This window comes from Burkholderia sp. MSMB1459WGS, assembly GCF_001534535.1.
GTDB lineage: Bacteria > Pseudomonadota > Gammaproteobacteria > Burkholderiales > Burkholderiaceae > Burkholderia.
Window position 1 is genome coordinate 173,046 of sequence record NZ_LPMU01000052.1, and the last position, 21,517, is coordinate 194,562.

General features: G+C 69.3%; 17 protein-coding genes. 13 read left to right on the forward strand and 4 right to left on the reverse strand.

Annotation, left to right across the window (positions count from 1 at the left end):
- The first annotated feature begins 15 nt into the window (after window positions 1-15).
- From WT97_RS20300 to WT97_RS20315, 4 genes are all read left to right on the forward strand, one after another.
- Complete coding sequence (locus WT97_RS20300) at window positions 16-1,065, forward strand: formylglycine-generating enzyme family protein (RefSeq protein WP_059794793.1); 1,050 nt, start codon at window positions 16-18, stop codon at window positions 1,063-1,065.
- The gene (locus WT97_RS20305) at window positions 1,062-1,874 is read left to right on the forward strand and encodes a MetQ/NlpA family lipoprotein (RefSeq protein WP_059794790.1); all 813 of its coding nucleotides are present in this window, start codon (window positions 1,062-1,064) and stop codon (window positions 1,872-1,874) included. The genes WT97_RS20300 and WT97_RS20305 overlap by 4 nt, the downstream gene beginning before the upstream one ends.
- Complete coding sequence (locus WT97_RS20310; protein WP_059794787.1) at window positions 1,868-2,851, forward strand: YkgJ family cysteine cluster protein; 984 nt, start codon at window positions 1,868-1,870, stop codon at window positions 2,849-2,851. Before WT97_RS20305 ends, WT97_RS20310 begins: the two co-directional genes overlap by 7 nt.
- A 65-nt stretch (window positions 2,852-2,916) precedes the next feature.
- A complete protein-coding gene (locus WT97_RS20315; protein WP_059504328.1) occupies window positions 2,917-3,243 on the forward strand; it encodes an antibiotic biosynthesis monooxygenase in 327 nt (108 codons plus the stop codon).
- Window positions 3,244-3,254: 11 nt separating this feature from the next.
- On the opposite strand, the gene WT97_RS20320 is transcribed toward WT97_RS20315, so the two are convergent.
- Complete coding sequence (locus WT97_RS20320) at window positions 3,255-4,163, reverse strand: hypothetical protein (RefSeq protein ID WP_059794785.1); 909 nt, start codon at window positions 4,161-4,163, stop codon at window positions 3,255-3,257.
- Between the two features lie 155 nt (window positions 4,164-4,318).
- Entirely contained in the window at window positions 4,319-5,251 is a 933-nt protein-coding gene (locus WT97_RS20325) for a LysR family transcriptional regulator (RefSeq protein WP_034205491.1), read from the reverse strand.
- 206 nt (window positions 5,252-5,457) lie between these two features.
- Here WT97_RS20325 and WT97_RS20330 point away from each other — a divergent pair, with 206 nt between their 5' ends.
- The 4 genes from WT97_RS20330 to pdeR all read left to right on the forward strand — a co-directional run bounded on the left by WT97_RS20330 (window position 5,458) and on the right by pdeR (window position 13,949).
- Window positions 5,458-6,231, forward strand: a complete 774-nt coding sequence (locus tag WT97_RS20330) for a putative hydro-lyase (RefSeq protein ID WP_059794782.1) — start codon at window positions 5,458-5,460, stop codon at window positions 6,229-6,231.
- Window positions 6,232-6,310: 79 nt separating this feature from the next.
- A complete protein-coding gene (locus WT97_RS20335; RefSeq protein WP_059504322.1) occupies window positions 6,311-7,609 on the forward strand; it encodes an MFS transporter in 1,299 nt (432 codons plus the stop codon).
- A 125-nt stretch (window positions 7,610-7,734) separates the two neighbouring features.
- Complete coding sequence (locus tag WT97_RS20340; protein WP_060354238.1) at window positions 7,735-11,373, forward strand: hydantoinase B/oxoprolinase family protein; 3,639 nt, start codon at window positions 7,735-7,737, stop codon at window positions 11,371-11,373.
- A 572-nt stretch (window positions 11,374-11,945) separates the two neighbouring features.
- Window positions 11,946-13,949 carry a cyclic di-GMP phosphodiesterase gene (pdeR, locus tag WT97_RS20345; RefSeq protein WP_059504319.1) on the forward strand — a complete coding sequence of 668 codons (2,004 nt, stop codon included), beginning with the start codon at window positions 11,946-11,948 and terminating at the stop codon, window positions 13,947-13,949.
- A gap of 49 nt (window positions 13,950-13,998) precedes the next feature.
- On the opposite strand, the gene WT97_RS20350 is transcribed toward pdeR, so the two are convergent.
- A complete protein-coding gene (locus WT97_RS20350) occupies window positions 13,999-14,862 on the reverse strand; it encodes a crotonase/enoyl-CoA hydratase family protein (RefSeq protein ID WP_059504317.1) in 864 nt (287 codons plus the stop codon).
- A 422-nt stretch (window positions 14,863-15,284) separates the two neighbouring features.
- Between WT97_RS20350 and WT97_RS20355 the strand changes: the two genes are divergently transcribed.
- The 4 genes from WT97_RS20355 (at window position 15,285) to WT97_RS34630 (ending at window position 19,104) form a co-directional block, all read left to right on the forward strand.
- Entirely contained in the window at window positions 15,285-16,286 is a 1,002-nt protein-coding gene (locus tag WT97_RS20355) for an OmpA family protein (RefSeq protein WP_059504315.1), read from the forward strand.
- A gap of 63 nt (window positions 16,287-16,349) precedes the next feature.
- Window positions 16,350-16,781: a DUF3617 family protein gene (locus WT97_RS20360; protein WP_059504313.1), complete on the forward strand. Its 432-nt coding sequence runs from the start codon at window positions 16,350-16,352 to the stop codon at window positions 16,779-16,781.
- A 182-nt stretch (window positions 16,782-16,963) separates the two neighbouring features.
- Window positions 16,964-18,871, forward strand: coding sequence for a DUF3857 and transglutaminase domain-containing protein (locus tag WT97_RS20365; RefSeq protein WP_059794775.1), 1,908 nt, complete (start codon window positions 16,964-16,966; stop codon window positions 18,869-18,871).
- A gap of 68 nt (window positions 18,872-18,939) precedes the next feature.
- A complete protein-coding gene (locus WT97_RS34630) occupies window positions 18,940-19,104 on the forward strand; it encodes a hypothetical protein (RefSeq protein ID WP_179949402.1) in 165 nt (54 codons plus the stop codon).
- 43 nt (window positions 19,105-19,147) lie between these two features.
- Here WT97_RS34630 and WT97_RS20370 read toward each other — a convergent pair whose 3' ends face one another.
- Entirely contained in the window at window positions 19,148-20,197 is a 1,050-nt protein-coding gene (locus WT97_RS20370) for an AraC family transcriptional regulator (RefSeq protein WP_059504310.1), read from the reverse strand.
- 70 nt (window positions 20,198-20,267) lie between these two features.
- Between WT97_RS20370 and WT97_RS20375 the strand changes: the two genes are divergently transcribed.
- Window positions 20,268-21,470, forward strand: coding sequence for an MFS transporter (locus WT97_RS20375; RefSeq protein WP_059504308.1), 1,203 nt, complete (start codon window positions 20,268-20,270; stop codon window positions 21,468-21,470).
- The last annotated feature ends 47 nt before the right edge of the window (window positions 21,471-21,517 follow it).

The following is a 21,517-nucleotide window of genomic DNA, read 5'->3' on the forward strand; positions in this document are numbered from 1 at the left end:
GCGAGGGGCGACACGATGCGGTTCCGCTTCTGGACGATCGGCGCGGCGCTGGCCGCCACGCTGTTCGCCGCCGCGTTCGCGGCAGGCTATGCGAATCCGGCGACGCCGGCCGGCGGCGCGTTCGACGACCTGAATCGCGGCCGCGCGCTCGCGCCGCTCGGTTCGGAACGCCAGTGCGAACGCTATTCGGGGCTGCCGTCGAAGTGGCGCGACGATCCGAAGGCCGGAATGGTGCACCTGCGCGGCGGCGCGTTCGTGTTCGGCAGCACGCGCGGCTACGCGGACGAGCGTCCGGTCGGCGACGGCCGCACGCGCGTCGGCGGCTTCTGGATCGACCAGACCGACGTGACGATCGCGCAATTCGCGGCATTCGTGCAGGCGACCGGCTACGTGACCGAGGCCGAGCAGCAGGGCGGCGCGGCGGTGTTCCATGTGCCGACGCGCGACGAGATGAACGCGCGCGACCTCGCTTGGTGGTCGTGGGTGAAGGGCGCGTCGTGGCGGCATCCGCGCGGGCCCGGCAGCGACGTGGACGGGCTCGGCAACCTGCCGGTGACGCTCGTCACGCAGCGCGATGCGCTCGCGTATGCGCACTGGCTCGGCCGCGACTTGCCGACCGAGGCCGAATGGGAGTACGCGGGCAAGGCCGGCCGCGACGACGCATCGCTCGATGCGGCGCCGCGCGACGCGCAGGGCAAGCCGGCCGCGAACTATTGGCAGGGCGCGTTTCCGGTGCTCGACTCGGCGGAGGACGGCCACGCGGGGCTGGCCCCCGTCGGCTGCTATGCGGCGAACGGCTTTCGTCTTTACGACATGATCGGCAACGCGTGGGAATGGACGAAGGACGCGTACACGGGCCCGCATCAATCCCACACGAACGGCGACACGGCGGCCGTCGCGCCGCCGACGCGCCGGCACGATACGCCGATGGTCATCAAGGGCGGCTCGTTCCTGTGCTCGCGCGATTACTGCGTGCGCTATCGCGCATCGTCTCGCGAACAACAGGAGGCCGATCTCGGCGCGTCGCATATCGGGTTTCGCACGATCCTGAGGGACGCGTCATGACGGTCGGCATCGGGCGATTCGTTTCTGCATGGTTGCTGATTGCGTGCGCGGCGATGCAGCAGGGGGCGGCGATGGCTGCCGAAGCCGCGGCGCCGGCCGTGCGCGTCGGCGTCACGCGCGGCGTGCATGCGCAGATTCTCGACGAAGTGAAGCGGGTGGCCGCCGCGCGCGGGCTCGGCATCGACGTCGTCGAATTCGACGATGCATCGCGCATCGATACGGCGCTGGCCGACGGGCGAATCGACGCGGCCAGCTTCGAGGATGCGCAACAGCTTGCCGCGACCCGCGCCCGGATGCGCTACGCGCTGACCGAAGTCGCGCCGACCGTCACGTTGCCGATGGCGTTGTATTCGCGCAAGCTGAGGAGTCTGAACGAACTGCAACCCGGCGCGACGGTCGCGCTTCCCGCCGATCCGCGCGGGATGGCGCGCGCGCTCGTGCTGCTGCAGAACGACACGCTGGTGACGCTGCGCGAGAAGGCCGGCCTGCATGCGACGCTGCGCGACGTGACGGGCAACCGGCTCGGGCTGAAATTCGTCGCGCTGCGCCGCGACCGGCTTTACGCGGCCCTCGACACGGCCGCGTTCGTCGCGATCGACAGCGACGAGGCGGCCCGCGCCGGGCTGCAGCCCGCGCGCGACAGCATCAGCCTGGAGGATGCGCGCTCGCCGTATGCGAACGTGCTCACGGTGCGCGATGCCGATCGCGCGAAGCCGTGGGTCGCGCAGCTCGTCGCCGCGTATCACTCGGACGAGGTCGCGCGCTTCATCCTCACGCGCTACCAGGATTCGGTGCGGCGGCCGTGGTAGACACCTACCTGCTCGCGTGCAACGCGTGCGGACGCTGCTGCAACAGTGCGCCGACGCTGTCGTTGCGCGAACTGTTCCGGCATCGGCACCGCTTCGTCGGCGCGTTGACGATCCGCCGCGTGCCGAAGCGGCGCATCGGCGAACGCTGGCAAGCGGGCGGCCGCGAGCATTCGCTCGATGCGGATGACGTCGCGGCGGCCGATGCGCTGGCGGACCGATTGTTCCATCGCGGCCGCGTGCATGGCGAATGGCTCGCGCTGACGCTGCAAGGCTACGACTATCCGTCGCTGGGCCGTTGCGCGGCGCTGGCCGACGACGGCCGCTGCGGCGTGCACGCGAACAAGCCGTCGATCTGCCGCGCGGTGCCGCTCGATCCGATGCTGCCCGACCGGTTGCAGGCACGCGTGCTCGCGACGCGGCGCGGCGATGCGGCGTGGCTCGGCGCGAATTGCATCGTCGATGCCGCGAGCGTGCAGTCTGCCGAGGTATCGGCGTTCCCGATTCCGCTGGTGACGGCCGGGCAGGTCGAGGATCGTGCGATGCTCGACGCGCATCGCGATGCGCTCGTGTTCGAGCGCGCGGTGTGGCGCGACGCCGTGTTCGCGTCGCTGGCCGACGGCGGGCCGGGCGTGAGCGATGCGCTGTCGCGGCTGGCGCCCGGCGGCTACCTGACCGTGTCGATCGTGCCGGCCCTGCTGGCCGTCGCTCAGGTTTCCGCGCATTGCCGCGCGCTGTGCATCGACTTCGTCGACGCCCAACTGACCTTGATCGGCGCGAACATCGAAGCGGCGCTCGCGCGCCGACATGCCGACGACCGGCCCGCGACGCGCGAATTGCGTGGCTTCGCGCAGGCGCTGGAGCGGGCGCGACGAGCGCTCGCGGCGACGCCGGCATCCGCCGCCGCCACGCGCGACGATGCGTCACGCATCGAAGCGTGGCTCGACGATCGCGTCGACGCCGCTTCGCTCGCCGCCTGACGATCGCGGCACGCCGCGCGTGCCTTACACTTGGCGCTCTTTCAATCGTTGCAGAGCGAGCGGGCATGTACGCGTCGACTTTCATTTTTCGCGCCGGCCAGTACGACGACGAATTCCACCGGCTCGACCGGCAGATCGCCGACATGGCGCGCGCGACGCCCGGCTATCTCGGCGAGGAAACGTGGGAGAACGCGCAAGCCGGCTTGATCCAGAACGTCTATTACTGGGAATCCGAGGCGGCGCTGCGGCAGTTGATCCAGCATCCCGCGCATCTCGAAGCCAAGGCGAAGCAGGCGCGCTGGCTGGACGGGTATCGTGTCGTGATTTCGCAGGTGCTTCGCGAGTATGGCGACGGCAAGCTGACGCCGCCGCATGCGGCGCCATCCGCGTAAGGGGTGCCGGGTCAGGCGGCCGCCCCGGCTTTTCCCGGGCCGCCCGGCTTGCCCGCCGCGCGCTCCCAGATCGGGAAGGTCGCGTTCTGGATCGACGTCTGCGCGTCGATGACCTTGCGGTGGTCGATGCCGGGCAGGTCGAGCAGCCGGTCGACGGCCGCCTTCGCGCCCTGGGCGTCCTGCGGAAAGCCGCACGCGAACTGCTTGTTCGTATCGAACAGGACCCACCAGATGTCCGACACGAACGGCCCGTGATCGTTGGTTTCGATCAGGATCGCGCCGAGGTCGGACAGCGCGATGCCGCGCGTCGTCCCGGTCTGGTCGGTCGACGCGATGCGCGTATCGGTTGCGGTCACGGTCCAGCCGCTTTGCCGGGTAGACGGGCGGGTCGACGACGGCGCGGCATTCGGTCGGGCCGGGCTGCCGGCGGCTGCGTTTGTCCCTGCGCCTGGGCCTGCGCCGGTCGGCACGATCCCGCCCGCGGCACCGACCGCACGGCTCGGCGCACCGCCATCCTGCCGCGCGCGCCCGTCGATCCACGGCAGCGCGGCGGCGCCCGCCATCGCCGCGATCCATAAGTAGTACCCGGCCCCGAACGTGCGGATCGTTTCGTAGTTCGCGTCGGTCGGGATCGTATGCCACCCGAGCGCAAAAACCACGACCACGGCCAGCAGCGCCGACACGGTACGGCTCGGCCTGAGCAGCGCGACGACGAGCAGCGGGTTGCCGAGCCAGGCGAATTGCAGGTCGAGGATCGCGAGCCCGCCGAGCGCGAGCACCGTGTAGCCGTGCAACCAGCTCACCGCGCCGGCCGCATTCGGCGGTTCGGCCGCGACGGGCAGCAGCAGCGACGCGACATACAGCGCGACGATCACGACGCGCGCGAGGTTCAGGCGGGGCGAAGCGGAGCGAATCTGCATGTTGCCTTCCTGTCGTGCACGGTCATGCGAGGCGACGAATGCCGGACGGCCCGGCCCTCATTCGCGACGCGCGGCGCCGACGTGGCGGCGCGCCGAACGCGATTGTGGGCGATTCGCGCGGCGATGTCGAACGCGCGTCGTCTGCCGCTGCCAGGTCAAAGCGCTTCGACCAGCAACCGCGTGCTCTTCTCGCAATACTCGTGACACGCCGCGCGCGCGGCGATCGACGCGCCGTGCACGAACCGCGGCGCGTCCGCCCGCCGCGACATCGACACGACGATCGACGGCGGCGACGGCTGCAGCGGCAGCTCGACGACTTCGCCGCTCGCGATCAGCGCATCGACGAACAGCACCGGAATCGCGGCAACGCCGAAGCCGTCGCGCACCAGTTGCACGATCACCGAGATCGACGGCGACCCGGTGATGCGCGTCTCCGACAGCGGCACGCCGTGCGCATGCGCGAGCGTGCGGACGATGTCTTCCAGCGCACGATGGGGCGCGGTGCCGCGCCCGTAGGTGAGGATCGGCTGGCGCAGCACCTGCCGCGCGAGGCCTGTGCGCAGGTTCGGCAGCAGCCCCGCGCGCGCGATCCAGCGCACCGGGTAGTTCGCGAGCGCGTCGCATACGACCGACGCCTCGTCGCTGCCTTCCACGCGGATGATCAGGTCGAGCTCGCCGGCCATCAGCCGGCGTTGCAGCACGACGCTGACGTCGACGGTCAGATCGATCTCGAGCTGCGGATAGTCGGCCGCGAGCCGCCGCATATAGTGCGGCAGCCAGCTGTGCACGACCGTCTCGATCACGCCGAGCCGCAGCTTGCCGCGCAGCGCGCGCTCGCCGGACGCGGCGGCCTGCAGTTCCTGCGTCGCCTCGACCACGGCTTTCGCATAGCCGAGCAGGTATTCGCCGTTCGGCGTGAGCCGGAACGCGCGGCTGTCGCGATCGACGAGTACCGTATGCAGTTCGTCCTCGAGCGCTTTCAGGCGCTGCGAGATCGCGGCCGGCGTCGCATGCAGCGCGGCCGCGGTCGTGCGGAAGTTGCGCAGCTTCGCGAGCGTGACGAAGGTTTCGAGAAAACGCGTGTTCATGGCGGTCGGGCGAGCAGTGGATGCGCAGCTTGCCGGCGACGAAAAATGAACGGGACCGGGGAAAACCCGCGGATCCGTTAAGAAATTCTATACAACGGACGCAAAAAAACTCGTTGGCGACAAATTTTTTTCTTTTCTATTCTTCGCCGTATCCGATGACACGCCACCGTCATCGCCATGCCATCCCGATTCTGCGACCGACCATCATGACGCCTTCCGAATTCCGCCAGTCCGTGCGCCGCGGCGCGTTCCGCGGCCCGACCGCCGGCCATTGCGGCCCGTTTGCCCAGGCGAACCTGGCGATCCTGCCCGACGCGTACGCGCACGATTTCCTGCGCTTCTGCCAGGCCAACCCGAAGGCTTGCCCGCTGCTGGGCGTTGGCGAATCGGGCGCGTTCCGGCTCGACGCGCTCGGCGAGGATCTCGACATCCGCACCGACGTACCGAGCTACAACGTCTACCGCGACGGCCGCCTGACCGAGCAGGTCGAATCGCTGGAAGCGCTGTGGCGCGACGATTTCGTCGTATTTGCGATCGGCTGCTCGTTTTCGTTCGAGGACATGCTCGCCCGCGAAGGGATCGGGCTGCGCCACGTCGAGGAAGGGCGCAACGTGCCGATGTACCGCACGTCGATCGCGAACCGCCGCGCGGGAATCTTCGGCGGCCAACTGGTCGTGTCGATGCGGCCGCTGCGCGGCGCCGACGCGATCCGCGCGGTGCAGATCACGAGCCGGTTCCCGGGCGTGCATGGCGCACCGATCCATATCGGTCATCCGCGGGAACTGGGCATCGAGGATTTGAACGCGCCCGAATTCGGCGACGCGGTGACGATCCGCGACGGCGAACTGCCGGTGTTCTGGGCGTGCGGCGTGACGCCGCAAACCGCGCTGATGGACGCGAAGCTGCCGATCGCGATCGCGCATACGCCCGGCCACATGCTGATGACCGACATCACGAACGCGTCGCTGGCCGTGTTTTGACCGGCCGCACACCCCTTACGCCACGTACCCGCGACACACCACACGCCATTCGACGGCGCATCACGACAGGAGCACCACCATGGAAAGCAAGACCCTCGCGGCGCCCGCCGCCGAGCCCGCGAGCCGCGCGCGCAGCGGCCTGTTCTCGTGGTACGCGGATGCGCAGCCGCGCGAACGCCGCGCGTTCTGGAGCTGCAAGGTCGGCTACATGCTCGACGGAATGGACACGCAGATGCTGTCGTTCGTGATCCCGACACTCGTCGCGACCTGGGGCATCTCGCTTGCCGACGCAGGCTTCATCGGCACCATCACGCTGCTCGCGTCGGCGCTCGGCGGCTGGATCGCCGGCATCCTGTCCGACCGGATCGGCCGTGTGCGCACGCTGCAGCTCACGGTGCTGTGGTTCGCGGTGTTCACCGCGCTGTGCGGGCTCGCGCAGAACTACCCGCAACTGGTCGCGGCGCGCGCGCTGATGGGCTTCGGCTTCGGCGGCGAATGGACGGCCGGCGCGGTGCTGATCGGCGAGGTGATTCGCGCGCGCGACCGCGGCAGGGCGGTCGGCCTCGTGCAGTCGGGCTGGGCGATCGGCTGGGGGCTGTGCGCGCTGCTGTATGCGCTGCTGTTTTCGGTGCTGCCGGCCGAGCAGGCGTGGCGCGCGCTGTTCCTCGTCGGGCTCGCGCCCGCGCTGCTGGTCGTCGCGATCCGCCGTTACGTGAAGGAGCCGGACGTCTACGAGAAGGAGAAGGCCGCGCAGGCGAAAGTGGCCGACGCACCGCGCCTCACCGAGATCTTCGCGCCGAAGCTGATCACGACGACGCTGCGCGCGGCGCTCCTGACGACCGGCGCGCAGGGCGGTTACTACGCGATCACGACGTGGCTGCCGACCTTCCTGAAGACCGAGCGGCACCTCACGGTGATGGGCACTGGCGGCTATCTCGCGATGATCATCCTCGGCTCGTGGGTTGGCTACCTGACGAGCGCGTACCTGACCGACCGCCTCGGCCGCAAGCCGAACTTCATCCTGTTCGCGGTCGGCTCGATGGTGATCGCGTTCTCGTACACGTCGCTGAACCTGACCAATGCTTCGATGCTGTGGCTCGGCTTCCCGCTCGGCTTCTTCGCGTCGGGCATTTTCTCGGGGATGGGTGCGTTCCTCACCGAGCTGTTCCCGACCCGCGTGCGCGGGTCCGGCCAGGGCTTCTGCTACAACGTGGGCCGTGCGATCGGTGCACTGTTTCCGTTCCTGATCGGCGCGCTGTCGAAGCAATACGGGCTCGGCACGAGCATCGGCATCTTCGCGGTCGCCGCGTACGGCGTGGTGATCGTCGCCGCGCTGACGCTGCCCGAGACCCGCGGCCGCGAACTCGACGCCGCGTAAGCGGCAGCGGCCCGCGCGCCGCTTTCTCCCTTTTCCCCTTTTTTACCGGTACCGCCACGCGGCGCGCGACGCGCGCCGTGCGGCGGCGCTCGCCCCTCGATTCAACGACGCATCGCCCCGACATCATGACCGACCGACACCTTTCTCCCGTTTCCTCCGACGCCGCGCGCTGGCAATTCTGGATCGACCGCGGCGGCACGTTCACCGACATCGTCGCGCGGCGGCCCGACGGCTCGCTCGTCACGCACAAGCTGCTGTCGGAGAACCCCGAGCAGTACCGCGACGCGGCCGTGGCCGGCATCCGTCACCTGCTCGGCCTCGCGGCTGGCGAGCCGATCACGCCCGAGCGGGTCGACATGGTGAAGATGGGGACGACGGTCGCGACCAACGCGTTGCTCGAACGCAAGGGCGAACGCACCGCGCTCGCGACGACGCGCGGCTTTCGCGACGTGCTGCGCATCGCATACCAGAACCGGCCGCGCCTGTTCGATCTCGACATCGTGCTGCCCGACGCGCTGTACGAGACGGTCGTCGAGATCGACGAGCGCGTCGGCGCGCATGGCGACGTGGTCGTGCCGCTCGATGTTCAGGGTGCCGAAGCGTCGTTGCGCCGCGTGTTCGACGGCGGCGTGCGCGCCCTCGCGATCGTGCTGATCCACGGCTACCGCTACACCGCGCACGAACGGATGCTGGCCGAACTCGCGCGCCGCATCGGCTTCACGCAGGTGTCGGTGTCGCACGAGGTGTCGCCGCTGATGAAGATGGTGTCGCGCGGCGACACGACCGTGGTCGACGCGTACCTGTCGCCGATCCTGCGTCGCTACGTCGAACAGGTCGCGCACGAGATGCCGGGCGTGAACCTGCAGTTCATGCAGAGCAGCGGCGGGCTGACACGCGCCGATGCGTTCCAGGGCAAGGACGCGATCCTGTCCGGCCCGGCCGGCGGCATCGTCGGGATGGTGCGCGCGGCGCGCGCGGCCGGCTTCGAGCGCGTGATCGGCTTCGACATGGGCGGCACGTCGACCGACGTGTCGCACTACAACGGCGAATTCGAGCGCGTGTTCGAGACGCAGGTGGCCGGCGTGCGGATGCGCGCACCGATGATGAGCATCCATACGGTCGCCGCGGGCGGCGGCTCGGTGCTCGGCTTCGACGGTGCGCGGCTGCGCGTGGGGCCCGAATCGGCCGGCGCGAATCCGGGGCCGGCCGCGTACCGGCGCGGCGGCCCGCTGACGGTGACCGACTGCAACGTGATGCTCGGCAAGATCCAGCCCGACCATTTTCCGCGGGTGTTCGGCCCGCATGCGGACCAGCCGCTCGACCGCGACGGCGTGGTCGCGAAGTTCGCGGCGCTCGCCGACGAGATTCACGCGGCGACCGGGCGGCGCGAGACGCCCGAGGCGCTTGCCGAAGGTTTCCTGGAGATCGCGATCGGCAGCATGGCGAACGCGATCAAGAAGATTTCCGTGCAGCGCGGCCACGACGTGTCGCGCTACGTGCTGACGACGTTCGGCGGCGCGGGCGGCCAGCACGCGTGCGGCGTGGCCGATGCGCTCGGGATGACGCAGGTGTTCGCGCATCCGCTCGCGGGCGTGCTGTCCGCGTACGGGATGGGGCTGGCCGACCAGACCGCGATGCGCGAGCGCGCGGTCGAGGCCGTGCTGACCGACGCGTCGCTGCCGGCGCTGAACGCGGCGCTCGACCGGCTGGCCGACGAGGCCATCGGCGCGCTGCTCGAACAGGGCGTGCCGCCGCAGCGGATCGCGACCGAGCGGCGCGTGCATCTGCGCTACCAGGGCACCGATTCGGCGCTCGACGTACCGGCCGGCAGCGTCGCCGCGATGCAGCAGGCGTTCGAGGCCGCGTACCGGCAGCGCTACGCGTTCCTGATGCCGGGCACGCCGCTCGTCGCCGAGCTCGCGTCGGTCGAGGCGATCGGCCGCTCGGACGCGCCGGTCGACCTCGCGCCGCTCGCGCCGCGCGCGGAAGACGCGGCGCCTCGAGCGCACACGGCCGTGCGCTTTTATTCCGGCGGCCGGTGGCACGACGCGGCGCTGGTCGTGCGCGACACGCTGCGCGCCGGCGATGTGATCGACGGCCCGGCGATCGTCGCGGAACAGAACGGCACGACCGTCGTCGAGCCCGGCTGGCGCGCCGCGATGACCGCCCAGGGCAACCTCGTGCTGACGCGCACGACGCCGCTGCCGACGCGCCGCTCGCTCGGCACCGACGCCGATCCGGTGCGGCTCGAGATCTTCAACAACCTGTTCATGTCGATCGCCGAGCAGATGGGGCTGCGGCTGCAGAACACCGCGTACTCGGTGAACATCAAGGAGCGGCTCGACTTCTCGTGCGCGATCTTCGACGGCGACGGCAACCTGATCGCGAACGCGCCGCACATGCCCGTGCACCTCGGCTCGATGGGTGAAAGCATCCGCACGGTGATCGAGCGCAACCGCGGCCGCATGCGCGACGGCGACGTGTTCATGCTGAACGACCCGTACCACGGCGGCACGCACCTGCCGGACGTGACGGTCATCACGCCGGTGTTCGCGGACGGCTCGGACGCGCCGCTGTTCTACGTCGGCTCGCGCGGCCACCACGCGGACATCGGCGGCACGACGCCGGGCTCGATGCCGCCCGATTCGACCCATATCGACGAGGAAGGCGTGCTGATCGACAACTGGCAGCTCGTGTCGGCCGGCGTGCTGCGCGACACCGAGACGCGCGCGTTGCTGGCGTCGGGCCGCTACCCGGCGCGCAACGTCGAGCAGAACATGGCCGACCTGCGGGCCCAGGTCGCCGCGAACCGGAAGGGCGTCGACGAATTGCGCCGGATGGTCGCGCAGTTCGGCCGCGACGTCGTGCTCGCGTTCATGGGGCACGTGCAGGACAACGCGGAAGAAGCGGTGCGGCGCGTGATCGGCGCGCTGCAGGACGGCGCATACCGGTACCCGCTCGACAACGGTGCGGAGATTCGCGTCGCGATTCGCGTCGACCGCGCGGCGCGGTGCGCGGAGATCGACTTCACCGGCACGTCCGCGCAGCTCGACAACAACTTCAACGCGCCGAAGGCCGTCTGCATGGCCGCGGTGCTGTACGTGTTCCGCACGCTGGTCGGCGACGACATCCCGCTGAACGCCGGCTGCCTGAAGCCGCTGACCGTGATCGTGCCGGCCTGCTCGATGCTGAACCCCGAATACCCGGCGGCCGTCGTGTCGGGCAACGTCGAGACGTCGTCGGCGATCACCAACGCGCTGTACGGCGCGCTCGGCTGCGTCGCGTCGAGCCAGGGAACGATGAACAACTTCACATTCGGCAACGATCGGTACCAGTACTACGAGACGATCGCGGGCGGCAGCGGCGCGGGCGACGGCTTCGCGGGCGTCGCCGCGGTGCAGACGCACATGACGAACTCGCGGCTCACCGATCCGGAGGTGCTCGAATGGCGCTATCCGGTGCGGCTCGATTCGCACCGGATCCGCGCCGGCTCGGGCGGCGCCGGGCGCTGGCGCGGCGGCGACGGCGCGGTGCGGCGGATCCGCTTCCTCGAGCCGATGACCGCGTCGATCCTGTCGAACAACCGGATCCACGCGCCGTTCGGCGCGGCGGGCGGCGAAGCCGGTGCGCTCGGCCGCAACACGATCGAGCGGGCGGACGGCACGGTCGAGGCGCTCGACCACATCGGCCGCGCGCAGATGGCGCCGGGCGACGTGTTCGTCGTCGAAACGCCGGGCGGCGGCGGCTACGGCGCGCCGGAATGAGCGGCGCACCCGGCGCGGGCACTCCGCGCCGGGTGCGCGGGCGGGTGAAGAATATTGCAAAGAACTGTGGAATAAAGCGGCGCATTCACGCGCGAGCGGAATCAAAATGGCGGAAACACGGATCGCGGCATGCGATTCGACCCCTGCCGCCACGGTCTCCCCAAAGATCTGGCCCCGTCACCGCGGATCGACCTCAAACGCCCGTCCGGCGCGGGTTCCGGCCCGGCAATCCACCCTCGACGCGCGGCGCGTCGCCCACCCGTTCTCAAGCGGCCGATCATGAAAAATCCGGCTTGCCAATCGAGTCCCGGTTCCTTGACACTTTTCTCTAAATGTGAGTGCCAATCTTCATCGTCATTTGATAAGATGGCTCTCATCATTCGTAAGGCAGAACCTGCGCGCATCACGCGCGAACGCCGGCCGCATCAGCTGCAAACAAGTACGGGACGAGGCCCGCTGTCACGGCGATCACGGCTGCCCTGCCGGGCATGCGCGCTGCGCGTGCCCGGGAAGGCGGTCGGCCCGCTCGCCTCCGTCTACACTGTGCGTTTTTTTTGGATCGGGGCGTGTCCATGGATGACGAAAACGATAGCGCGGTGCTCGAGGCGCATGTCGGTACGCGCAGCCCCTGCTGGCGTCTCGGCAGCGACAGCAACGCGCTCGAGCTGGCCGCGGTCCGCGGCCTGACCAACGTCGCGATCGCGCTGACGGCCGAACAGGCCGCGCGCATCCGCGCGCTGACCGGCGTCACGTCGCACCTCGTGCTGGACATCGTGCTGTTCGGCAACCCGGTCAGCCTCCATCTCGTCGGCAGGAAGGTCAATACGGTCGACTGGGCCGGCACGGCGTCCGCCTATTCCGATACCGAATCCGTCGCCGGCGACCTGTCGCACGGGCTCGCGTTCGCCGAGCAGGTCGTGTCCGAAGTGAATTCGCTCGTCGTGATCCTCGACCGCAACGGGATGGTGCAGCGCTTCAACCGTTTGTGCGAGGAAGTGACGGGCAAGCGCGAGGTCGACGTGATCGGCCGCAGCGCGTTCGAGCTGTTCATGAGCCCCGAACAGGGCGCGCAGTCGCGCAGCAACATCACGGGCTTCTTCGCGAGCAACCAGTCGTTCGCGGTCGAGCGCTACATCAACACGGTCAACGGGCCGCGCCTGTTCCAGTTCCGCAACAAGTTCGTGCGGAGCGGCAGCGGCGTGGACGAACAGTTCCTGATCTGCTCGGGCATCGACATCACCGAGGAGCGCAACGCGCAGCAGCGGCTCTCCGAGCTCGCGAACACCGACGTGCTCACCGGGCTGCCGAACCGCCATGCGATCAGCGAGCGCATCCGGACGGCAATCGCCGAGGAGAGCGAGCTGACGCGCGGCCAGGTCGGCATCCTGTTTCTCGATCTCGACAACTTCAAGCGCGTCAACGATCACTACGGCCACATCACCGGCGACCGCCTGTTGCAGGACGTATCGGCGATCATCAGCGGCTGCCTGCCGTCCGGTGCGACGCTCGCGCGGCTCGGCGGCGACGAATTCCTCGTACTGTTCGAACACGGCACGCGCCCGCTGCTCGAAGCGACCGCGCAGATCATTCTCGAGCGGCTGCGCACGCCGATCCATCTCGGGCTGATGGAGGTCTACACGAGCTGCTCGATCGGTATCGCGATGTATCCGCAGCACGGCGATTCGCTCGAGACGCTGATCCGCAGCGCCGACACCGCGATGTACGTCGCGAAGGAAGCGGGCAAGCATACGTATCGCGTGTTCTCGCTGGAGATGAACCAGAAGGTCGCGAAGTACATGTGGCTCGACACGAACCTGCGCAAGGCGCTCGAGGAAGAGCAGTTCGTGCTCCACTACCAGCCGGTCGTCGATATCGCGACGGGCGACGTGCACGGCGTCGAGGCGCTGATCCGCTGGCAGTCGCCCGATCGCGGGCTCGTCGCGCCGGTCGAGTTCATCCGTTTCGCGGAAGAGTCGGGGCTGATCGCGCCGCTCGGACGCTGGGTGATGCGTACCGCGGCCGCGCAGGCCGCCGCATGGAAGGCGAAGGGGCTCGGCGTCCGGATCGCGGTGAACGTGTCCGCGCGGCAGTTGCAGGACATGAACATCGTCCACCAGTTCGCGTCGATTCTCGACGCCGCGGGGCTGAAACCGGGCCTGCTCGACATCGAGCTGACCGAAAGCTGCTTCATCGAGGACGAGGAGGCGGCCATCGGGCTGATGCGGCAGTTCCGCCAACTGGGCGCGGAGATCCATCTCGACGATTTCGGCACCGGCTATTCGTCGCTGTCGCAGTTGTCGCGCCTGCCGCTCGACGTGATCAAGCTCGACCGCACCTTCATCACGGCCATCGACCGCAATCCGCGCTCGCAGGCGCTGGTGCGCTCGGTCGTGTCGCTCGCGAAGGCGCTGAATTTCGCGGTGGTCGCCGAAGGCGTCGAAACGCATGCGGAAGCCGAATTCCTGAAGCAGCTCGACGTCGATCACGCGCAGGGCTACTACTACGCGCGGCCGATGCCGGCGCAGGCGTTCGAGGGGTGGCTCGCGGAGACGAGAAAGCTCAGGCTGATCGCCTGAGCGTCGTTCCGGAAACGGGCGCCGCCGGCCGTCGGCGGCGCCCGTCGCATTACACCGTGCGCAGTTTCGACACGCGCCGGTTCTGCAGCATCACCAGGCGTTCCATGTACGCGAGGTCCTTCGGCTCGATCGTGAACGCCGCATGCACCCACGCTTCCGTGATATCCATCAGCTCCGAGCGCGACAACTGGAACACGCGTTCGCGGGCGCGCAGCATCGCACGGATGCCGTTCAGCTTGGGCTTCGTCACGTCGATGAAGGTGCGCGTCGCGAGGTACGCGTCACCGGCGTCGAACGTCTCGTCGATCAGGCCGCGATCTTCGTACCACTCGGCCGCGTGCGCTTCGCCGGTCGCGATCAACGATTCCGCGAGACCGCGGTTCGCCTTGCGCGCGACCAGCGAATAGCCGCCCATGCCCGGGAACAGGTTGAACGCGATCTCCGGGAACCCGAGTTTCACGCCCTTCTGCGCGAGCACGTAGTGATGCGCGAGCGCGGCCTCGAAGCCGCCGCCGAGCGCGCTGCCCTCGACCATCGCGATCGAGATCGCGCCGGTGCCGAAGCCCGTGTAGATCTCGTACACGCCGTCGATGCACGAGCGCGCGTAGGCCATCAGCTGGTCGCGCCGGCCGCTGCGGATCGCGTCGACGAAGAAGCTCAGGTCGCCGCCGACGTTGAACAGCTCGGGGACGAGCGAGCCCGTCACCCAGAAGTCGAACTTGAGGCCCGAGTCGCGGGCGACGCGCGCGAGATGAATGATGTCGGTGACGAGTTGTTGGTTGAAGCACGGCCGCGGCTCCGATCGGAGCATCATCCACATGACGTTACGGCCTTCTTCGTAGAAGGCGGTCAGTTGCGAGAGTTCACCGGCTTCGTAAAACGGGCGGCATGCCGGATGGGATTGGAGTTGCATGGTATGTCCTCGTGAGATGTGGTTTTAAAGACCGCCGCGCCAGGCGCGAGGCATCGCCATTGTTGCGCGCGCACAAATGTCGAATTGCGGGGAAAAACGCACGACCGGGACGCCGATGCGAATCGCGTTCGGGCGGGGCGGGTGACGGACGGGGTGAGGTCGATCGGAAGGCGGCGGCCGGCGGGCCGGGCGGGGGCGAGGCGCTGCCGGCGTGGGCCGGCAGCCGGTCCGGCGCGCGGTTGCCGGCGCCGTTCGCTTGCATGTCGAAAGCGTCGCCCCGGCCGCCGGGGCTGCAGGCCGGACAGTTCGGCGGCCGGCTACCGGGTCGTATCCGGCCGTCCGGACGGCCGGAAAAGTTTTGCTAAGATGCGCGGCGCATTGCCGCAATCAATCGAACTAAAAATCTTTTCCGAGAGACTCCCATGACGAATGCAGTCACGCTGTTCACCCGGTTCACGCGAGCCGGCCGCTACGCATTGCCGGCCGCCGCGCTGCTGTCGCTTTCCACGCTCGCCGGCGCCGCCGGCGACGTGCCCGGCTCGAAGGACCATCCGCTGATTTCGCGCTTTGCCGGCGCGACGATCAACGCGTATTCGCAGACCGCGTTCGACGAGGCATTCCTGCCGAACCAGCCGATCGACGACGAGAGGACCGCGAAGGGGTTGAACCTGGAAGGCAAGGTCACGCGTATCAGCTATACGATCGGCGCGGACAAGTCGACGCTCGAAGTCGAGCGCAACTACCTCGATGCGCTGCAAAAGGGCGGCTTCCAGATCCTGTTCCGTTGCACGGCGGAGCAGTGCGGCAAGAGCGGCGGCGGCGAGTTCCAGAGCGTCGTGATCAATTCCGGGCGGATGCGCAAGGCGGGCGGCGGCGAAGCGAACTTCGGCGGCAAGCACCGGACGATCCTCGCGAAGCTGCCGCGCGCAGCCGGCGATGCATACGTGTTCGTGCACGTGATGGACGATTCGGCGTCGAACAAGCGCACGGTCGTCTACGAGGAAGTGGTCGAGGTGAAGCCGATGCAGACGGGGCAAGTGAAGGTGATCGATTCCGGCGCGCTGCAAAAGGGGCTGGCCGCGACCGGCAAGGTCGCGCTGTACGGCATCTACTTCGATACCGACAAGGCGCAGGTCAAGCCCGAGTCGAAGGCGCAGCTCGACGAGATGGCGAAGCTTTTGTCGGCGAATCCGGCGCTGAAGGTCTACATCGTCGGGCATACCGACAACCAGGGGCAGCTCGCGCACAACGTCGACTTGTCGCAGAAGCGCGCGGAGGCCGTTGCGCAGGCGCTCGCGACGACGTACCGGATCGCGCCGGCACGGCTGGCCGCGAAGGGTGTCGCATCGCTGTCGCCGGTTGCCTCCAACGCCGACGACGCGGGCCGCGCGCAGAACCGTCGCGTCGAACTCGTGCAGCAGTAATTCCCGACGCCCGCCGGATGCCCGTGCGGCCGCGCGGGCATCGCTCAATCGAACACAGACATCATGAAACTGCTGACTGCCGCCGTGCTCGCCGGCTTCGCCGTCTCTTCTTTCGCGCAGACCGTATCGCCCGGGCTCTGGCATGACGACACGGCCTACACGCTGAACGGCAAGCCGCTGCCGCAGGGCACGGATCCGATGCCGGACCAGTGCCTGACCGACGCGGATGCGAAGAACCTGCGCAAGACGATGACGGCGCGCCTGCAGCGCGACGACATCCGCTGCACGATCACGAACTGGGATTACGCGGGCACGACACTGAAGGTTGCGCTTTCCTGTGCGAACGAGCAGGGGCGTGGCAACGGCACCGTGACGGGGGTCGTCACGCCGACGAGCTACGACCTGAAGGGGCAATTGCGCGGGCAGCACGTGCAGGCCGGTGCGTACACGCTCGCGTGGACGTGGCGCGGCAAGCGCGTCGGCGACTGCAAGTAACGCGCCGCGCGCCGGCCTTGCGCGCCGCGGCTTGACGCTCGCCGGTACGTCACCCACACTGGGCCGCACGACGGCGCCGCGGCGGGTACGCGGGTGGCTTGTCATCCGCGCGCCATGCGGTACGACTTCCGCCCTCGCGCGCGACGCCGACGCCCGGCAACGAACGCGCGGAGAGCTTCGACGTGGTGCGTTTTCCTTCCCGATGGACCGGCTGCCTGTTCGCATGCGCGGTGGCGCTCGGCGCGGGTACGACCGCCGCCGAGACGCGCGGCACCGGCGATTCGCCCGATGCGGGCGATACGGCGCCCGTCACGCTCGTCAGCGACGTCCACGAATTCGTGATCCAGCACGACGGTTCGCTCGACGAGCACGACGATTCGACGCTGCGCGCGAACGACGCGAACGGCATCGACGCGGTCGCGCAGCGCTACGTCTGGTTCGACAAGAATCTCGAGAAGGTCGAGCTGCTCGCGGCCGAGACGATCGACCGCGACGGCGTCGCGCATCCGGTCGGCGCGGACGGCATCCGCGACGTGCAGGAGCCGCGCTCGGCCGGCGCGCCGACGTTTCAGGACGGGCTGCTGCGCACCGTCGTGTTCCCCGGCGTCGAAGCCGGGTCGAGCACGCGCGTCGCGTTCCGCAAGACCCGCACGAAGCCGGTCAATCGCGGCTACTTCGGCTACTACGTCGAGCCGTCGCGCGAGCCGGTCGACCGCCAGCGGCTGATCTTCGACGTGCCGGCCGACATGCCGCTCTATGCGGATGCGCGCGGCTACGTCGCGCTGCCGCCCGTCACGGCGAACGGCCGCACGCGTTACGAATTCGACTACCGGCACGGCACGTACGATCGCATCGAGCGCGGCGCGGTCGGGTACCCGACCTACGGCGACCGGCTCGTCGTGTCGACGCTGCCCGACTACGCGGCGTTCGCCGCGCGATACCGCGACGCAGCCGTCGACCCGAGCGCGAACGATCCGGCCGTCGTGCAACTGGCGCGAGCGCTCACGGCGGATGCCGCCGATCCGCGCGACAAGGCGCGCCTGCTGTACGACTGGGTGCAGGCGAACGTGCGCTACGTCGGGTTGTTTCTCGGCGAAACGGCCGCCGCGCCGCATCGCGTGACCGACATCCTGCGCAACCGCTACGGCGATTGCAAGGATCATGTCGCGCTGTTCGGCGCGTTGCTGGCGGCGGTCGGCATTCGCAGCGAACCGGTGTTGATCAATCTCGGCGCCGTGTACACGCTGCCGTCGGTGCCCGGCTACGGCGGCGGCGCGATCAATCATGCGATCACGTGGCTGCCCGATCTCGGGCGCTACGCGGATACGACGACGGCCGGCATCGCGTTCGGCTACCTGCCGCCGATCGTGATGGATCGCCCCGCGCTGCTGGTCGATACGGGCGTGCTGTCGCGCACGCCGGCCACGCAGCCGCGCGCCCGCACCGCGCGCATCGCGATCGATGCCGCGCGGCCCGGCGCCGCGCGTTTTCAGGCGTATGTCGAGGACGACGGCTGGACGGCCGAACTCGAACGCAACCTGTTTCGCCGCGCGTCGCGCGACCGCATCGCGCAACTCGCGAACGAGCGCCTGCGGCAAAGCGGCCTGCGCGGCCGCGTGCAACTGTCGACCGGCGACCGGCGCGCGACCGACGGGCCGTTCGACGTGACCGTTACCGGCACGCTCGATCATTTCGTATGGCCGGACGGCACGACCGCGTTGCCCGCGCTGTCGAGTCTGACGGGCGGCATCGCGACGCAGGTCGAGACCTGGCTGGCCGAGCCCGTGCGCACGCAGCCGTGGGGCTGCCTCGGCGGCACGTTCGACGAGACGGGCCAGATCGCGTTGCCGGCGGGCGTCGCCGTGACCGACCTGCCGGCCGATGCGGCCGTGCACGACCGTTTCGTCGACTTCACGTCGCATTACGTGTTCGATGCGGTCGCGCGGGTCGTGCAGGTCACGCGGCGGATGAAGGCGGATTTCGGCCGGCAGGTGTGCTCGCCGGACGAGTTTGCCGCGCTGCGCGCGTCGCTCGAGCGCATCGAGCGCGACACGCAGGCGCAGATCGTCGTGCGGGCGCAGCAGCGTTGAGCGGCGCGGGCACGGCGTTCGCTCCGGACGGGCGAATGACGCAATCGCCGACGCGCAGGAGGGACATCATGACGGAGCGGGACCGCGAGATCGCCGAACTCGCGAAGGAATTACTGGGGCGGATCGTGCAGGGTACGGTCGCGACCGGTGCGGCAGTCGATGCGCAGCAGTGCGCGGCGCTCGCCGTGCAATGCGCGACGGCACTGATCGACCGGCTCGACGCGCTGAAGTGACGCCCGGCGGGCCGCCGCCCGCGCCGGCGCCGCGCGGCGGGCGTTACGCTTCGGCGTGCACGTCGCTGTCCGCGCGCACGGCGCCCGGCGGCTTGCCGACCACGCGTTTGAACGCACGGCTGAACGCGGCGAGCGAACCGTAGCCGAGCCGGTACGCGACGGCTTCGATCGTCTCGCGGTCGCGCGCGATCCACTGCGCGGCGAGCCGCATCCGCAGCTCGGTCAGGTAACGCACGGGCGTCATCCCGGTGGCCGCGAGGAAGCGCTCGGCGAACACCGAGCGCGACACGCCCGCTTCGGTCGCGAGTTCCGCGACGCTCCAGTTGCGGCCCGGGTCGCGATGCAGCGCGACGATCGCGCGGCCGAGCTTCGGCTCGCGCAGCGCCTGCACCCAGCCCGTCGCGTCGCCGCATCCGCACTCGACCCAGCCGCGCACGATGAACGCCGCGACCACGTCCGCGAGCCGCGCGAGGATGCCCGCGAAGCCCGCGCGCGCGGTGCACGCTTCGCGCTCCATCGCATCGAGCATCGGGCGGATCTCCGGGTAGCGCGCGAGCAGCGTGCCCACGTGCATGAACTTCGGCATCGTGCCGACGAGCGGCTGCATGCCGCCGAGGTCGAGCTCCATGCACGCGCTGAAGATCAGCGCGTCGCCGGCGCCGGGTTCCGTCGTCGCGCAGGTCGCCGGCGAGACGCCGGCCGACGCCACCGACGCGACCGTATCGCAGATCTTCGCGATCTCGAAGCCGTTGATCTCGCGGCACGGCACATCCGGATCGGACACCAGCGCGTGCATGCCGCCGTGCGGCAACAGGATCGCGTCGCCGGCCTCGAGCCGCATCGTGTCGCCCGACGCGTCGCGCAGCAGCACGGGCCCGCGCACGACGAAATGGAACTGCGCGCGGCCCGGCGCATGGCCGAAGTTCAGCCCGAACGGTCGCGCGACCTGGATGCGGCGGTACTGGACGCCGCTCAGGCGCATCCCCAGCAGCAGCTCGCTGACGAGGTCGTGCACATCGGGAATCGGGGGCAGAAGGGGTTCGGGCATATCGAGATACGGACGTTCGATCAACAAGAACGGATTGTATGTCATAGACCGTCCTGCCGCTGTTCCTTACGATACGCCCTCATCAGTACTTTCCCTAACCGACACGGAACCACGCATGAATCCCGGAATCTCCTCGGCCGCCTCGACGGCGGCTCCCCGCGAACCGGCCTGGGGCGCGGTATTCGCGATGGCGCTCGGCGTGTTCGGGCTCGTCACGGCCGAATTCCTGCCGGCGAGCCTGCTCACGCCGATGGCCGAGAGCCTCGGTGTGACCGAAGGCGTGGCCGGGCAGGCCGTCACGGCCACTGCCACGGTCGCGCTCGTCACGAGCCTGCTGATCTCGGCGCTCACGCGCACGATCGACCGGCGCCGCGTGCTGCTCGTGTTCTCGGTGCTGCTCGTCGCATCGAACCTCGCCGTGGCGTTCGCGCCGAACCTTGCGATGCTGCTGTTCGGCCGCGTCGTGCTCGGCGTCGCGCTCGGCGGTTTCTGGACGATGGCGACGGCCACCGCGATGCGGCTCGTCCCGACGGCGATGGTGCCGCGCGCGCTGTCGATCATCTTCAGCGGCGTGGCGGTCGCGACCATCGCGTCCGCACCGATGGGCAGCTATTTCGGTCACCTGATCGGCTGGCGCAACGTGTTCCTGATCGCGGCCGTGCTGGGCGGCATCGCGTTCGTGTCGCAGATGGTCACGCTGCCATCGATGCCGCCGAGCGGCACCACGCGGCTGCGCACGCTGATCGACGTGCTGCGCCGGCCGACCGTCGGCCTCGGGATGTTCGCGACGATCCTCGTGTTCACCGGGCATTTCGCGTTCTTCACGTATCTGCGGCCGTTCCTCGAACAGGTGGCGGGCGTCGGCGTGAACGGGCTGTCGGCGATCCTGCTCGGCTACGGCATCGCGAACTTCGTCGGCACGTCGCTCGCGGGCCGCGTGCTCGAACACCGGCTGCGGCCGATGCTGATCGGCATGCCCGCGCTGATGGTCGTGCTCGGCATCGCGCTCGTCGTGCTCGGCCGCGCGCCGATGATCGACGCGGTGCTCGTCGCGTTGTGGGGGATGGCATTCGGCGGCGTGCCGGTCGCGTGGTCGACGTGGGTCACCCGCACCGTGCCCGACGAGGCCGAGAGCGCGGGCGGGCTGATCGTCGCGGCGATCCAGCTCGCGATCGCGACGGGTGCAGCCGCCGGCGGCGTCGTATTCGACGCGAACGGCGCGGCGGGCGTGTTCGTCGGCGCGGCCATCGTGCTGGCGGTGGCGGTCGCGACGATCGTGACCGGCGTGCCGAAGCGGGTTGGCGTGGCCGCGTCCTGACCGGCCGGCGATCCGGCGGCCGGCGGCCCGGTGGCCCGGTGGCCCGG

Coding starts and splice junctions, on each gene's coding strand:
- WT97_RS20300 (WP_059794793.1), top strand. CDS start 16: ATGCGGTTCCGCTTCTGGACGATCGGCGCGGCGCTGGCCGCCACGCTG.
- WT97_RS20305 (WP_059794790.1), top strand. CDS start 1,062: ATGACGGTCGGCATCGGGCGATTCGTTTCTGCATGGTTGCTGATTGCG.
- WT97_RS20315 (WP_059504328.1), top strand. CDS start 2,917: ATGTACGCGTCGACTTTCATTTTTCGCGCCGGCCAGTACGACGACGAA.
- WT97_RS20320 (WP_059794785.1), bottom strand. CDS start 4,163: ATGCAGATTCGCTCCGCTTCGCCCCGCCTGAACCTCGCGCGCGTCGTG.
- WT97_RS20325 (WP_034205491.1), bottom strand. CDS start 5,251: ATGAACACGCGTTTTCTCGAAACCTTCGTCACGCTCGCGAAGCTGCGC.
- WT97_RS20330 (WP_059794782.1), top strand. CDS start 5,458: ATGACGCCTTCCGAATTCCGCCAGTCCGTGCGCCGCGGCGCGTTCCGC.
- WT97_RS20335 (WP_059504322.1), top strand. CDS start 6,311: ATGGAAAGCAAGACCCTCGCGGCGCCCGCCGCCGAGCCCGCGAGCCGC.
- WT97_RS20340 (WP_060354238.1), top strand. CDS start 7,735: ATGACCGACCGACACCTTTCTCCCGTTTCCTCCGACGCCGCGCGCTGG.
- pdeR (WP_059504319.1), top strand. CDS start 11,946: ATGGATGACGAAAACGATAGCGCGGTGCTCGAGGCGCATGTCGGTACG.
- WT97_RS20350 (WP_059504317.1), bottom strand. CDS start 14,862: ATGCAACTCCAATCCCATCCGGCATGCCGCCCGTTTTACGAAGCCGGT.
- WT97_RS20355 (WP_059504315.1), top strand. CDS start 15,285: ATGACGAATGCAGTCACGCTGTTCACCCGGTTCACGCGAGCCGGCCGC.
- WT97_RS20360 (WP_059504313.1), top strand. CDS start 16,350: ATGAAACTGCTGACTGCCGCCGTGCTCGCCGGCTTCGCCGTCTCTTCT.
- WT97_RS34630 (WP_179949402.1), top strand. CDS start 18,940: ATGACGGAGCGGGACCGCGAGATCGCCGAACTCGCGAAGGAATTACTG.
- WT97_RS20370 (WP_059504310.1), bottom strand. CDS start 20,197: ATGACATACAATCCGTTCTTGTTGATCGAACGTCCGTATCTCGATATG.
- WT97_RS20375 (WP_059504308.1), top strand. CDS start 20,268: ATGAATCCCGGAATCTCCTCGGCCGCCTCGACGGCGGCTCCCCGCGAA.